Source organism: Fusibacter sp. JL298sf-3, from assembly GCF_053842995.1.
On the sequence record NZ_CM132608.1, the window covers coordinates 3,219,891 to 3,234,533 of the forward strand.

Annotated in this window: 12 protein-coding genes and 1 pseudogene; 11 read left to right on the forward strand and 2 right to left on the reverse strand. The window is 46.3% G+C overall.

Annotation, left to right across the window (positions count from 1 at the left end; genetic code table 11):
* The first annotated feature begins 138 nt into the window (after positions 1–138).
* The 3 genes from ACR6HW_RS15380 to ACR6HW_RS15390 are packed head-to-tail and all read left to right on the forward strand — an operon-like array spanning position 139 to position 2,738.
* Positions 139–867 carry a PHP domain-containing protein gene (locus ACR6HW_RS15380; protein WP_455728592.1) on the forward strand — a complete coding sequence of 243 codons (729 nt, stop codon included), beginning with the start codon at positions 139–141 and terminating at the stop codon, positions 865–867.
* A 9-nt stretch (positions 868–876) separates the two neighbouring features.
* A complete protein-coding gene (gene rapZ / locus ACR6HW_RS15385; protein ID WP_455728593.1) occupies positions 877–1,746 on the forward strand; it encodes an RNase adapter RapZ in 870 nt (289 codons plus the stop codon).
* Positions 1,743–2,738, forward strand: coding sequence for a gluconeogenesis factor YvcK family protein (locus ACR6HW_RS15390; RefSeq protein ID WP_455728594.1), 996 nt, complete (start codon positions 1,743–1,745; stop codon positions 2,736–2,738). Before rapZ ends, ACR6HW_RS15390 begins: the two co-directional genes overlap by 4 nt.
* 309 nt (positions 2,739–3,047) lie before the next feature.
* Here ACR6HW_RS15390 and ACR6HW_RS15395 read toward each other — a convergent pair whose 3' ends face one another.
* Positions 3,048–4,178 carry an IS4 family transposase gene (locus ACR6HW_RS15395; protein WP_455727911.1) on the reverse strand — a complete coding sequence of 377 codons (1,131 nt, stop codon included), beginning with the start codon at positions 4,176–4,178 and terminating at the stop codon, positions 3,048–3,050.
* 353 nt (positions 4,179–4,531) lie between these two features.
* On the opposite strand from ACR6HW_RS15395, the gene ACR6HW_RS15400 reads away from it, so the two are divergent.
* From ACR6HW_RS15400 to ACR6HW_RS15410, 3 genes and pseudogenes are all read left to right on the forward strand, one after another.
* Positions 4,532–4,654 carry a hypothetical protein gene (locus ACR6HW_RS15400; RefSeq protein WP_455728595.1) on the forward strand — a complete coding sequence of 41 codons (123 nt, stop codon included), beginning with the start codon at positions 4,532–4,534 and terminating at the stop codon, positions 4,652–4,654.
* The gene (locus ACR6HW_RS15405; protein WP_455728596.1) at positions 4,651–4,887 is read left to right on the forward strand and encodes a hypothetical protein; all 237 of its coding nucleotides are present in this window, start codon (positions 4,651–4,653) and stop codon (positions 4,885–4,887) included. The genes ACR6HW_RS15400 and ACR6HW_RS15405 overlap by 4 nt, the downstream gene beginning before the upstream one ends.
* Before the next feature lie 168 nt (positions 4,888–5,055).
* Positions 5,056–5,232 (forward strand): annotated as a pseudogene (locus tag ACR6HW_RS15410) (transposase); the annotation flags it as partial.
* 115 nt (positions 5,233–5,347) lie between these two features.
* Here ACR6HW_RS15410 and ACR6HW_RS15415 read toward each other — a convergent pair.
* Complete coding sequence (locus ACR6HW_RS15415; RefSeq protein ID WP_455728597.1) at positions 5,348–5,965, reverse strand: hypothetical protein; 618 nt, start codon at positions 5,963–5,965, stop codon at positions 5,348–5,350.
* Positions 5,966–6,925: 960 nt separating this feature from the next.
* Here ACR6HW_RS15415 and ACR6HW_RS15420 point away from each other — a divergent pair.
* From ACR6HW_RS15420 to ACR6HW_RS15440, 5 genes are all read left to right on the forward strand, one after another.
* Positions 6,926–8,305, forward strand: a complete 1,380-nt coding sequence (locus ACR6HW_RS15420) for a tryptophanase (RefSeq protein ID WP_455728598.1) — start codon at positions 6,926–6,928, stop codon at positions 8,303–8,305.
* A gap of 229 nt (positions 8,306–8,534) precedes the next feature.
* Positions 8,535–8,954: an NUDIX hydrolase gene (locus ACR6HW_RS15425; RefSeq protein ID WP_455728599.1), complete on the forward strand. Its 420-nt coding sequence runs from the start codon at positions 8,535–8,537 to the stop codon at positions 8,952–8,954.
* Positions 8,955–8,956: 2 nt separating this feature from the next.
* Positions 8,957–9,901, forward strand: a complete 945-nt coding sequence (gene whiA, locus ACR6HW_RS15430) for a DNA-binding protein WhiA (protein ID WP_455728600.1) — start codon at positions 8,957–8,959, stop codon at positions 9,899–9,901.
* A 6-nt stretch (positions 9,902–9,907) separates the two neighbouring features.
* Positions 9,908–11,161, forward strand: a complete 1,254-nt coding sequence (locus ACR6HW_RS15435; RefSeq protein WP_455728601.1) for an ABC transporter substrate-binding protein — start codon at positions 9,908–9,910, stop codon at positions 11,159–11,161.
* Positions 11,145–14,639 carry a DNA polymerase III subunit alpha gene (locus ACR6HW_RS15440; RefSeq protein ID WP_455728602.1) on the forward strand — a complete coding sequence of 1,165 codons (3,495 nt, stop codon included), beginning with the start codon at positions 11,145–11,147 and terminating at the stop codon, positions 14,637–14,639. Before ACR6HW_RS15435 ends, ACR6HW_RS15440 begins: the two co-directional genes overlap by 17 nt.
* Positions 14,640–14,643: the final 4 nt, after the last annotated feature.

Consider the following 14,643-nt stretch of genomic DNA (forward strand, 5'->3'; position numbering starts at 1 on the left):
CTAGGCGTTTTTTATAGCAGATTTACCGTTATCCCGCTGTATTAAATGGTATAATAACAACGAGAACAGAAATAATTATAAGCGGTTGTCGCCGTGAGTGACACTGGCGACTGACATATATAGAAATGAGGTGAGCGTATGCGACTTAGAGGCGACTACCACATGCACTCCAAGTACAGTGGCGACTGCAAAAACGAACTGGAAGACATCGTTAAAAAGGCCATTGCCTTGGGACTTGAAGAAATTGCAATAACCGATCACGGGCCGGCACATGCGGGGTACGGTATTAAAAAATCCGATTATCCGGCGCTGAGAGCGGCCATTGACGCTCTTAATGAAGCGTATCCTGAAATTCATATTTTACTCGGCTTAGAGGCCAACCTCCTCGGCACTGACGGCACTATTGACATCGACGAGGACATGCTTGAACTCAACGACTGGCTCAATGCCGGCTACCACTTCGGCAGTCGTTTGGGGCGAGATTGGGGGCTTCACGTCGTCAACTTTTTAAGTCGATTTTCAAAGTTTTTTTACGAGAAAGCCAAACGCAACAACACGCGCGCCATGGTCAACGCCATGAAGCGCAACAACATCACCATGATAACGCATCCGGGTGCAAAAGGGCCTATCGACATTGATGCCGTTGCACAAACGGCTGCGGAGACCGGCACCATGCTCGAAATCAATGCCAGCCACGGCCATTTAACCGTAGAGGCGATACAGAAGGCTATGGCTTATAATGTGTCTTTTGTCGTCAACTCCGATGCCCACAGTATAGAGCGCATTGGAGATGTGGCCGAGGGCATTAGACGCGTTGAAGCGGCGGGGCTCACTGTTGACCGAGTATTCAATCTTGTAAAAGAGTAGGAGGCAATTATGAACTTTGTCATTATTTCCGGCCAGTCAGGTGCCGGCAAAAGTCAGGCGAAAAAGGCCTTTGAAGACTTCGGATACTATTGTGTAGACAATTTGCCACCGTCGTTAATTCCCAACTTCATTGAACTCATCGAGCAAAGTTCAGAAAACATCAGCAACATCGCTTTGGTCATCGACATTCGCGGTGGTAAGTTTTTCAGCGATTTACAGCGCAACTTAAGCGACCTTCGCGACCGTGGGTACGCTTTTAAAATCTTTTACTTTGAAGCTGATGACAAAGTTCTCATTAAGCGCTTTAAGGAATCGAGGCGTTCTCATCCACTCGATTTAGCAGGGCGCATAGAAGACGCCATTGCAGAAGAAAAGCGCCGACTGAACGTTCTCAAAGAGAAAGCGGACTACGTCATCAACACCAGCTACTTGACACATGCGGCGCTTAAGAAAAAGCTTTTAAAAGCGCTGGACAGCGACGATCAGCACCTTCACATGGCGCTGACCTTCATGTCTTTCGGCTTTAAAAAGGGCATTCCACTCGACTCGGACTTCGTATTCGACGTGCGCTTTTTACCGAATCCCTATTACATCGAAGCGCTTAGGCACCTTACGGGCAATCAACAAGAGGTGCGCGAGTACGTGATGAACTTTGACGAAAGCAAGGCCTTTTTGGATCAGATTGTCCAGATGCTGGACTTTGCAATTCCGTTTTTCACCAATGACGGGCGCTCTCAACTGGTGGTGGCAGTGGGCTGTACCGGTGGGCAGCACCGTTCGGTGAGTTTTGCCAACGTTTTGGCCGATCACTACGAAGCACAGGGTTTTCTCACTTCTAAGGTACATCGCGACGCCAAACGCGTTGGAGGTGAAGGGTGAAGATTGTCGCCATAGGTGGTGGCACGGGGCTGTCGGTTCTCCTCAGAGGACTGAAGACCATTACGCCGGACATCACAGCGGTGGTGACTGTCGCCGACGACGGCGGCGGTTCCGGCGTACTGCGTGAAGACCTCGGCATGTTGCCGCCGGGCGACGTTCGAAACTGTATTTTGGCCCTCGCCAACAAAGAACCGATTTTACAGGATTTGTTTCAATACCGCTTTGATGAAGGGCGGCTTAAAGGACAGAGTTTCGGCAACTTGATGATTGCCGCTATGGTGGGCATATCGGATAATTTTGAAGCCGCCATCCAGAAAATTGCGGACATCTTTGCCATTACGGGCAAAGTCTATCCGGTGTCGCAAGAAGACATCGTGCTCTACGCCAAACTGCAAAACGGCACCCTCGTCGCCGGGGAATCGAACATCCCCTACGAGGTGCTGAAGCGCAAATCCAAAATCGACCGCATTTGGCTGGAGCCGAGCGATGCAAAAACCAGTGAGCACGTCGTTCAGAGGGTGCTGGAAGCCGATGCCATCGTCCTCGGCCCCGGGAGCCTTTACACCAGTGTCGTGCCCAATTTGCTCATTGACGATGTGGTCAGTGCCATCAACAACCGAAAGGGCAAAGTGTTTTACCTCGCCAATTTGATGACACAACCCGGTGAAACCGATGGTTTTTCCGTTAAGGACCATTTAGAGGCCCTCTACAGTCAGACGCGCCTCGGTCACGTGGACTACGTGGTGGTGAACTCCGGTCACATGGATCCGGCGCATTTGAAACGCTATGAAACCGAGTCGGCAAAGCCGGTACACTTCGGCGAAGCCGATCGCCAATATTGTACACAAAAGCGCATTGCCGTCATGGAGGGCGACTACGTCGAGGTGGTCAAAGGCTACGTTCGACACGATGCCGTCGCCATAAGCAAAGCCATTGCACGTCAAGTCGAGAAGATTTACGTGCCTAAAAAACACACCAAAAAATCGATGTAAGGGGACAACTCACTGTAAAAGAGTTCCCTATTAGCAAGCACCTTTAATCTGGCGATTGAGGGTGCTTTTTTAGGTGTCGTAACCACAATCATCTCACAAAAGATTATAAAAACAATTTACATATTTTGTTGACAACCTCTAATCATAGCACTAGCGTTGCATAAACTCAACTACAAATCTAGAGCAAATCCATATTACGCTTTATAAGGATAAAAATGTAACCCTGTCGATTCTACTAATGAAAAAAAGCTGACTCTAAGCAGACAGTCTCGTTGCACAGTGATGGGAGCCATATATGGATAGATTAATCTAAAAAGGATTGAGCCTCATAATCTTTCGTTTGAAACTTTCAAAAGTACTGTAAAGACTTGCTCTTATAGCAACCCTGATCTTGTTTAGTGGTGCGTCTGTTCTCAGGTTTTGCTTAAACAGAGCGAGTAGACAGTAGAGAATGAGCGAAAGGTAAATTTGGTTTACCGCGCCCACTTCATCAGTCGCAAAGAAATGCTTGACTTTAGAATGCTGTTTAAGCCATTTGAAAAAGAGTTCAATTTTCCACCTGAGTTTATAGATATTACAGACGTCTTCAAAACAGAGCCCTGTGTCGGTTTCAAGGTCAGGGACGTTTGTCAAAAAGTGATAAATAGTTCCGTCATCATCTGCTTGCTGAATATAGTGGTATTCATGCCTAGTCTTTTTGCTGCCTGAACCCACAGGGCCTTTTGAGGCGTAAAGAACGCCCTTTGGATTATCATAGCGCGTATTCGCCCATGTCACAGAGTTGCTCTTCATGCGAACGACAAAACAACCACCAGCTTCGTGGATTTGATCTAGGCGATCGTAATCCACATAGCCTCTGTCATAAACATTGATGACGCCTGGTGTAAAATCCGTCACGCTGAGCATTTCACTCACATCATGTTCTTTTGCGCCAGTGACAGTGGCTTTACTTGGATAAAGTGCGTTTTCACCATAATAGCGAAGGCCGAGATGTAATTTGACACCCGCTTTTGTTTTTCGGTATTTCGCCCACGCCATGCCCGTTAATGCTTTTGTGATAACGCTGGCATCAACAATATTCAGTGCCAATGTATCTTCATTTAACTGGGCGCTCTCAAACTGCCCGTGAAGCTGTGACACCAGATGCGTGAAGATGTTCTGGAGCACAGATGTATCGAGAGCTGACAGTCGTCTATAGAGCTGAGAAGGGCTTATAGAATCTAGTTTAAGATACCTCTGATAATTGTCATCAAACAGCAGATCCGTTGAGATGGCTCTGAGGCCATCATGTTCTTTCAGGTTTGCGGTGACAAAGAGTTTGATTAGGTTTTGAGTCGTTAACTTCTTGGCATAAGCATCACAGTTATTCGTTTTGATGATATTTTTAACTTTTTTTGAATTTAGGGGTTCAAGTACTTTACCAATGGTCTTAAATTTCATATAATATAGATGTTGTGTTCCTTGTATTAGATTTGTGCGAGACCATCTATGTGTGCTCCATGAATCTAGTATAAGGACTTTTTTATTGATTTTAAACCCCTTAATAGACATTATTGTTATTTATTGTTCTTTTGCTATTGATTAAGTTTTATGCAACGCTAGTGTAATCATAGATATAAAATGCAATAAATAGTAATAAGGTCAACTCTATCGGTCGTATCGGTAAAAATCTTTGACTCGCCAGTGGCGTACATGGATGTAGACGATAGGTTTTTTAAACGCGCTATCTGTGAGACGCTACGCCGGCGGCAAACTTTTCAATCGATTAGAAATGAAGAAAGGTGGTATACCAAATGATTAAGAAAGCCATTTTAACTTTAATGGTCTATTATGATAACGCTATTACTAGGCGTCGACTTACTATTAAAACAGAGTGGTTCTTTTACGCCGATGCCGCCAGAACGGACGCGCTATGATAAAGAAAAAAACTTTTAATAGGCTCATTTCATTTCTCATCGTTCTATATGTGTGTATAAGATTTTTCGTGAAAGAAGGCACGCTGGCAGGGGATGTCATCCGACTGGGAATTTACGTTGTTTTAGGCGGGTATGCCTTGTATTTGAGTTCAAGCAAGGAGAAGGACGGCCTACCGGCTAAAGTATTAGGCGGTTCTTTGATTGTAATAGCTGTCGCCGATTTCTTTTTATAGATAGGTTTTGGATGGACCATCGTATAAACGTCACCCCAGAGACGCGGTAGAGAGAATGATCGATGTGTAAAGGGGGGGCAACACTTTAAAGGAAAAGCGCTTTCTTCAAACAGCGAGCAGGTATGAACCGAGTGAAAACAGCCATGGGCGCTTTCACTTGCCGTTCAGTTTAAGGCAATTCTAGCTGTCTTTAAATTTCGTTGTACAAACGGGCCCACAGATGGCTTCAACAACAAAATCAAGGTTCTAAAGTGTGTCTCGTACAGTATAAAAAACTTTAGTCACTTTAGAAGCTGTGGTCTGCATATCTGTAATAATCAGTCTATTATACAACATGAAGACTAACGTATTAAGTGTGCTTGTATTTATATTTATCACAATGCAACAATAACCGACAAAGATGGGGGCGGGATTCTCAATGAATCCCGCCCCAACTATTGATTTAGAACTTAATATGAAGTTATTGAGTGGGACTTTGAGTTAACTGACCATCTTTATAGAGTAACCATATTGGAAGACGTTCTTCACCGGTTGACATATTTTCTTGGCTCAGCACCACATAAACGCTTACGCTTTTGTCATCTTTATCAGGGAAACTTTGCTGTACATATGAAATAGATGCTTCAGGATACGCTTCTTTTATATAAGTGTCGACGGCCCTGCTCAGTTTAGACTGCAAAGGCCAAGGAATTAGAATTAAAATTAAAGTAGCTGCAACTCCCAAAGTGATATAGTACTGCCACTTGCCTCTTTTCAGCATCTGAATGCATTCTACAAAAAACAAGATGCCAATGACTACGAGGTGCTCACTATTTTTGTAGTAAAGCATTTTAGGTGCAATAAGATAAAGCATCGCGAAAGTTATAAAAAGCCGAACAACAAATAGGAAAGGTTTGTTTTCAAGATTTTTAAAGACGCTTGGTAAAACAATCGAAAAGAGTATTACAATATGCCCTATGGAAACCACTACGCCGTCGAACGGCGTCAGTGTATTACGAAAACCATAATAGATTGCTATAAAGCAAAGGATTGTAATAATAGTATACCTTACTTTGATTTCTAAAGATGTTTTATCCATATCAATACCTCGTTTGTTTAAATTCATAACAAGTGCAAAATAAAGCTTTTATCACATGTAAGTGTCAAAATAATTTTCTACTGTCTGAGCAATATGCCGTGTTTCCGACAACTTACTATTGACACGCACTCTATCTCCTTGCGTGTCCATCTCATATCTGAGATTCCCATCAAACAGCTTCGTAGTCAGTTCATTGTCTGCGTAACTTGCATTTAATGGTATTGAACTTGTTGTTTGTAGTAAACAAAAATTATTGAAAGGTTGCCATAATTATACACTATCATACTTGTTGGTTGATTTCAACCCGTTTTGTAAAAGCATATGCACTATCGTGTAATAAATTGAATCTATTACAATAATTTTGCGTGAACTCAACCACATTAAGTTTATGCAACGCTAGTGTCCTGTAGCGTTCACAAATAAAAAAACTGCTCATTTACTCTGCCTCATTGCGGCGTTAAAATCTCTCGACACTATCCCTCTCAACGAGACAGTACAAGAGTGTCACGCTGGCAGGGGATGCCATCCGACTGCGAATTTATGTTGTTTTAGGCGGTTCTTCGAGTAATAGCTATCGCCGATTTCTTTTTATAGACGGGTTTTGGGTGGACCATCTTATAAGCGTCACCCCTGAGACGCGGTAGAGAGAATGGCCGATTGTAAGGGGTTAAACACTTCAGCTGCCTCATATGATAAAAAAATAAAGCTTTTTCTTTCTAAGGGGCTCTTTTTATTGTATAATAATAATGTCTAAAGTTTCTGAAAATAGAGACAACGACGCGACTTAGAAGAATTGACAGTGTGATTTGCAAAGGTAAAGCGCTTACTTCAAACAGCGAGCAGGTTTGAACCAAGTGAAAACAGTTTCACTTGCCGTTCAGTTGATGTACCTTTTAAAAAATTCACCTCTAGTATCAGCGCGAGCTGTGACAAATTTATAATTTGAAGGAGGCATTTTTTATGGCAAAAAGAGTTCCCGAACCGTTTAAGATTAAAATGGTGGAGAAAATCAACAGGATTTCAAAGGAAGAACGCATTGAAAGGCTGGAGGAAGCGGGCTACAATCCGTTTTCGCTAAGAGCTGAAGACATCTACATCGACTTGCTCACCGACAGTGGTACCGGCGCCATGAGCGACCGACAGTGGGCGGCCATTATGCTGGGAGATGAATCCTATGCAGGCAGCCGTTCGTTTTATGCCCTAGAAGACGTCGTCAAAAAAATTACAGGGTATCAGTACGTCATTCCGACGCATCAGGGCCGCGGCGCAGAACAAGTTGTGTTGCCGAACTTGATTAAAAAGGGCGATTACGTCCTCAACAATATGCACTTTGATACGACAATGGGGCACGTATTGCTTGCAAATGGCAAGCCGATTAACCTCATAGACGAAAAAGCCTACGACACCGTGTCGTACGATGATTTTAAAGGGGATTTTGACCTCGAGGCGCTGGAGCAGTTTATCGATGAGAAAGGCGTTGAAAACATCGCGGCTTTGATTATTACCGTCACGTGTAACTCCGCAGGTGGTCAGCCGATTTCAATGGCCAATATACGTGCGGCCAGCGAGATTGCAAAAGCCAAAGGACTGCCGGTTTGGATGGATGCGGCGCGCTATGCAGAAAACGCTTACTTTATCAAGACCAGAGAAAAGGGCTATGAAGACAAGAGCATCTTGGACATCGCTAGGGAGATGTTCAGCTACGCCGACGGTATGATGATGAGCGCCAAAAAAGACGGTATTGTCAACATGGGCGGCTTAATCGCCATAAAAGACGATGAAGCGTTCTACAACACCTGTCGCTCGACATTGGTGCCGATGGAAGGGTTCCCAACTTACGGTGGCCTCGCGGGTAGAGATATGCAGGCGTTGGCAGTGGGACTGGAAGAGGCGCTTGATTTTAGCTACCTCGATTACAGAATCGGACAAATCAAGTACCTCGGCGACCGCTTGATGGAAGCCGGTGTGCCGATACAGTACCCAACCGGTGGGCACGCGGTGTTTGTCGATTGCAAGAAACTGTGTCCGCAGATTCCGTACCATCAGTTTCCGGCTCAGGCAGTGTGCAACGAACTCTACATTCAAAGTGGCGTACGTGCTGTAGAAATCGGTTCGTTCCTCCTCGGTAGAGACGGTGAAACCGGTGAACCGCTGGAGTCGCCGCTGGAACTCATGCGCCTCACCATTCCGAGACGCGTGTACACCAACGACCATATGGATTACATCGCAGACGCGGTAATTGAAGTGGCCAAGTACGCAAGTGAGCTCAAAGGCTTTGACTTCACCTATGAGCCAAAGGTCCTGAGACATTTTACAGCGAAATTAAAGCCGGTTGATTAAGTTAAGGCATATAAAGAAAGTGGTTTGGCCCTCGGGTCAGGCCACTTTTTTAATGCCGTGACTCAAAGTGGCGGCTCACGACCAAACATTAGGCCTATAAACAGGGCGACAGTCGGCATTTTGAGCAGTAAAAATAAGGCCATAGTCTTACACCGAGTCGTGAAAGCCGCGTTTTCCTCGCCGATAAATTATGGTATACTAAAATAAATGAAAAAGAGGTGGTGGTCATTTGAAAAAGGTATTTAGTTCAGGGGGCGTCGTTTACCTCGGCAACAGCGTGCTCATGCTCAAAAAACTTAATGGTGACTGGGTGCTGCCAAAGGGTACAATAGAAGATGGCGAGACAAACGAGGAGACTGCCGTAAGAGAAGTGCGGGAAGAAACCATGATTAAAGCCAGAATCGTAACGCCAATTGGCGAAACGTCTTATCGATTTAAAAATTTTTGGTCCAACAACAACATTGTAGAGAAAAAGGTGTATTGGTACTTGATGGAGGCCATCACCACTGCTGCAAAACCTCAGCGCGAGGAGGGCTTTGTCGATGCAAAATTTATCCACAAGGACAGTGTTGTGGCACTGGCCAAGTACGATGACGAGCGGGACATTCTCATAAAGGCGCTTGAAATCATAGAATTTATGGAGGCATAAAAATGTCCTTTTCTTCAAAAGCGAAAAACGAAGTCGTTCACATACGAACGGAGGGGCCCTGTTGCAACCGCGCGCAGTTGTCCGGCATGGTTCGCGTCTGCGGATCGCTGGAACTCGGTGGTTTAAGAACAATTAACCTCAGGATGACAACGGAGAACCCGGCTGTTGCCCGCCTGTTTTTCATACTGTTAAAAAAGCTGTACAAGTACCAAGGGGCGTTGACGATGAAAGAAAATAAGAACCTCAACAAGCACCACACGTACGAGGTCTTTATAGCCGGTGCCAATGACATTTTAGACGACTTGCAGATTATCACACAGGTGGATGGCGCCATTCAGCTCAACGAAGGACTTCCCGAGTTGCTACTGAAAAAGCCTTGCTGCAAGCGCGCCTATCTCAGGGGGATCTACCTCGGTAGCGGCTCTATCAGCGCACCAAATAAGAGTTATCACCTCGAACTGATTACACACAACGATTGGTTTGCCGAACAGCTCGCCGGAGCAATGAACAGTTGGTTTGACCTCGGTGCCAAGTTTACACAGCGAAAACACAGTTACATCGTCTACATGAAAGAAAGCGAAAAAATCGTCGATTTTCTCAACATCATCGGCGCGCATCAAACCTTGCTCGAATACGAAAACGTGCGCATCATTAAGCAAATGCGCAACGATGTCAACCGCGTAGTCAACTGTGAAACGGCCAATCTCAACAAGACCATTAACGCCGCCTACGATCAGATACACGCCATTGAAACCATCGAGCGCAATGGCGGTTTAAAGACGTTGCCGGACAAGCTGTTGGAAGTGGCCAAACTGCGTCTCGACAACCCAGAAGCCAGTCTAACCGAACTCGGTGAGATGCTGGTGCCGCCAATAGGAAAATCCGGTGTCAATCACCGGCTTAAAAAAATAGTCTCAATTGCAGAAAAATATGAAAGCAGAGGGTAATCGACCATGAAGAAAAAAACAATTGCATGGCTCCTGTGTCTGACAACCGTTTTGGCACTCACAGGATGCGCAACTCTAGAAAATCTCGCAGGTAAAAACGATCCCGCACTCAAGCAGTGGTCGCTTATAGAAGAGAGCGCCAAGGGGAGCGCTGTCACTTTGTACGCACCGACGTTAACTGAGCAGGAGCGCGAGTGGTATGAAGAGGCGTTCAAACCGTATCTCAAGACGCAGTACGATGTGACATTAACTGTTGAAACCCTCGAGTTTCCACGTATTTATGAGCAGCTTAAACAAGAGAAAGTCAGTGAAACTCTGACGGGAACTATCGACCTCGTCGCGCTGCCGGAAGGCGGCTTTAAGAAGGGGGTTGATTCTGAACTCTGGTACGGGCCTTTTGTCAACGATATGCCGTTGGTGCTGGATACGGTAGACGCCGGAAGCCTTGCGTTTAATTACGTCGACGGCATACGCACCAACGCCTACGCTTTGCCGTACGCCTTTGACCAGTTGGTGATGATCTACGACCGAGACGTGTTTTACGATGCGCCGACGACTTGGCCGATGCTATTTGACCTCATTAAATCCTACAAGGGGACGTTCACTTATCCCGACCCTAGAAAGTCAAAAGTCGGCGAAGCTTTTGTATTGAGTTACCTGCTCTCCGATGTTCACCTTGAAGATTATATGACTGTGCCGCAGACCAAAGCCGATTTGAAAACGACCTTTGGGCCGGCACTGGAGACCCTTAGGGACATAGAGCCGCATCTTTACGACGCCGGTGAAACGTACCCCGTCAGCGCCACGGCACTGGACAAGCTGTTCTTTGAAGGCGATGTTCTGTTCTCAATGTCGCTCAACTACAACCACGCGACAGAAAAACTCTCGGATTACGAGTATCCGGAAGGTGCTTACAGCTTTATTTTTGACGATGGTACATTTGGCTATGGACGCTACATGGCCGTGGCACACAATGCGCCGAACAAGTCCGGCGCCATGGTGGTGCTAAATGCCCTACTGTCAGGTGAAATGCAAGCGAGTCGCTTTAATCCGAAAACCCTTGGCACATTACCGGTTGTGAGCCCTTTGGCTTCAGATACATCGGCCTTTGATGCGGTGAAGGGTGTCAAGACCAAATCGACGACGCCTAAAGTTGAAACACTCATTGGCCAACGGTTGTCAGAAATTCCGGCGGCAAATCGAAAAATAATGATAGACTTGTGGGAGGAAGTGGTGTTTAACAATGGCAACGCACAATAATCTACCGCCGTTTGTTCACTTACATCTGCATACAGAGTACAGCTTGTTAGATGGGTTTACGCGCATTGACAGGTTGTTTGATAAAGTCAAAGCATCCGGTATGGACGCAGTAGCAATTACAGACCACGGCGTTATGTTCGGCGCCGTGGATTTTTATAAGGCGGCAAAGCGCGCCGGCGTCAAACCGATTATCGGGTGCGAAGTGTATGTCGCCAAGCGCTCGCGGTTTGACAAGGACCCGCAGTTTGACAAACACGCAGGGCATCTCGTTCTACTGGTCAAAGACGAAGTCGGCTATAAGAATCTGGTTAAGCTGGTTTCCAGCGGCTACACAGAAGGTTTTTATTACAAGCCGAGAATTGACCACGCCTTGCTCGAAAAGCACAGTGAGGGGCTCATTGCCCTAAGCGCTTGTCTCGGTGGCGACGTACAGCGCGCCTTGCTGAACAACGACTTTGAAGGGGCGAAAACAGAAGCCCTTCGCTTGAAGAACCTCTTTGGAGAAGACTTTTATTTGGAGCTTCAGGACCACGGCATCCCAGAGCAAAAGCAGGTCAATCGACAGCTTATCATGTTATCGGAAGCGCTGAACATCCAGTTGGTAGCCACCAATGACGTTCACTACCTCAACAAAGAAGACGCGCCGATTCACGATATTTTACTGTGTATTCAAACAGGGAAGATTCTTTCGGATAGGGAGCGCATGAAGTTTCCAACAGAAGCCTTTTACTTAAAAACGCCGGAAGAGATGTTCAGCCTGTTTTCAAAGCGGCCGGACGCCCTGGAAAACACGGCGAAGATTGCGGCACAATGTACTTTTGACTTCGATTTTGAGACGACACACCTCCCCATCTATGAGGGAGAAGCCTCGCCTGGGGAGGCTCTAAAAGCACTTTGCTTAGAGGGGCTCCACCAAAAATATACCGTGACGCCTTCACATGTGGAACGGCTGATGTACGAGTTAAGTGTTATAGAAGAAATGGGGTACAACGATTACTTTTTAATCGTTTGGGATTTTATCCGATATGCAAAAGAAAAGGGCATCTTTGTCGGTCCCGGGCGCGGGAGTTGTGGAGGCAGTATCGTGGCGTATGTCCTCGATATTACTGAAGTCGACCCCATGCGGTACGACCTCATCTTCGAGCGCTTTCTCAACCCCGAGCGCATTACTTTACCGGATATCGACATCGACTTTGAAGACGACCGGCGCTCAGAGGTCATCGATTACGTCATCGACAAATACGGTCAGTCGAGAGTGGCACAGATTATTACCTTCGGTACAATGGCTGCCAGAGCGGCCATTCGAGATGTCGGCAGGGTGATGGATATCCCCTATAACGACGTCGACGCCATCGCCAAAGAAATCCCCATGGCGCTGGGGATGACCATAGAACGCGCCCTGAGGGAAAACCCCAAGTTGGTCAATCTCATTGAGACGTCTCCTGAGGCGCGGCAAGTTGTCGATGCGGCGCGTAAACTGGAAGGGGTGCCGCGGCATGCGTCTACACATGCGGCCGGGGTGCTCATCTCCAAGGTCCCCGTCGATGAAATCGTGCCGCTTTACCTTCAGGACAACGGCGTGTCCACACAGTACAATATGACGCTGCTTGAAGAACTCGGCCTCTTAAAAATGGACTTTTTAGGTCTGAGGACATTGACAGTTTTAAAAAATACATTAAAATTAATTAAAGAGACACATGGCGTTGTCATCGATTTACACGATATACCGCAAGAGGATGCCGGCGTTTATCAAATGCTCAGCAAAGGGGACACCTTGGGTCTCTTTCAGCTTGAATCCACAGGATTTAGACGGTTTTTAAAAGAACTTAAACCCAATGTGTTCGAGGACATCATAGCCGGTATCTCACTTTACAGACCGGGACCGATGGAATCGATTCCGAAGTACATTGAAAATAAGCGGCATCCGGAAAAAGTTATTTACCGTACGGAAAAGCTCAGGCCGATACTGGACGTCACTTACGGCTGTCTGGTCTATCAGGAGCAGGTGATGCGCATTGTACGCGAACTCGCCGGTTACAGCTATGGCCAGAGCGATATGGTGCGACGTGCCATGAGTAAGAAAAAAATGGACGTTATGCAGAAAGAGCGTCAATGGTTTATCCACGGGAAAACCGATGACGACGGTGGCGTCTTAGTGCCCGGTTGTGTGCGAAACGGTATCGAACCCGCTGTTGCAGATGCCATTTTCGACGAGATGATTGATTTCGCCAAATACGCGTTTAACAAATCCCATGCGGCAGGGTACGCCATAATCGCGTATCAAACGGCTTATTTAAAGCACCATTACCCCGTGGCCTACCTCGCGGCACTGATGACCAGCGTTATGGGGAACCATTCGAAGCTGGCGGTTTATATTCAAGACGCTAAGGAGCACGGTATCGACATGTTGCCTCCGAGCGTCAACGCCTCTAAAGCGTATTTTACCGTAGAGGGCAATGCCATTCGCTACGGTCTTTACGCCATAAAGAACGTGGGCAGAGGCATTGTGAAAGCGACGGAAAAAGCGCGTAACGACAAGCCATTTGAAAGTTTCTTCGATTATTGCGAACGCATTGAGACTTCAGAACTCAATAAAAAAGCGATAGAGAGTTTAATTAAAGCCGGTGCTTTTGACGGTCTCGGTCACTACAGATCGCAAATGCTCACCGTCTACGAACGGACTGTTGACGGGCTGCATACACGCAGTCGAAAAGGTGCACAGGGGCAGTTTTCAATTTTTACCATGGATTCTGTCGGCTTTACTGCACAACAGATGGGTAATGATATGCCCCGTATAGAAGAATTGCGTCCCGAAACGCTTTTGCAGTTTGAAAAAGAAATGTTGGGTATTTATTTGACAGGGCATCCTTTAGATGCGCACAAAGACGTTTTGGCTTCGTTTGTTACAGTCAATCTTTCTGAACTCAACGAAATGGCCGCCAATGAAGAGGGACCGCTCGTAAAAGACGGTCAACGGGTCACCGTCGGCGGCATGGTGGCTGTACTCACGGAAAAAATCACACGAGCAGGTCAGCAAATGGCATTTTTCACTTTGGAGGATTTGTATGATCAAGTGGAAGTCATTGTCTTTCCCAAGACGTTTACGGCGCACAGACGTTTAATTGAAAAAGAGGCCAAACTTTTAATTGCAGGGCATCTGCAAATTAAAGAAGACGAAGCCCCCAAAATTATAGCGGATCGCATAAGACCGTTGCCGGAAGTGGGCGCGGAAGAAAAGATACTTTATGTACGCGTACCGCACAAAGAGGCGGCGGCCGCTCAAAAGTTTATGGCGTTTATGAAAACCCTGACGACTTCTGAGAGCAAAGGGGCAAAAGTCGTTTTGTTTTTGGCTCAAACGCAAGAGAAACTAAAGATGAAGCAGAAAGTTGTACTCGATGCAAAGGCGATGGCCGACTTGCGTGAGATGCTCGGCAAAGAGAATGTGAAACTGACGACAAAGCGTAAAAAGGAGTGATATC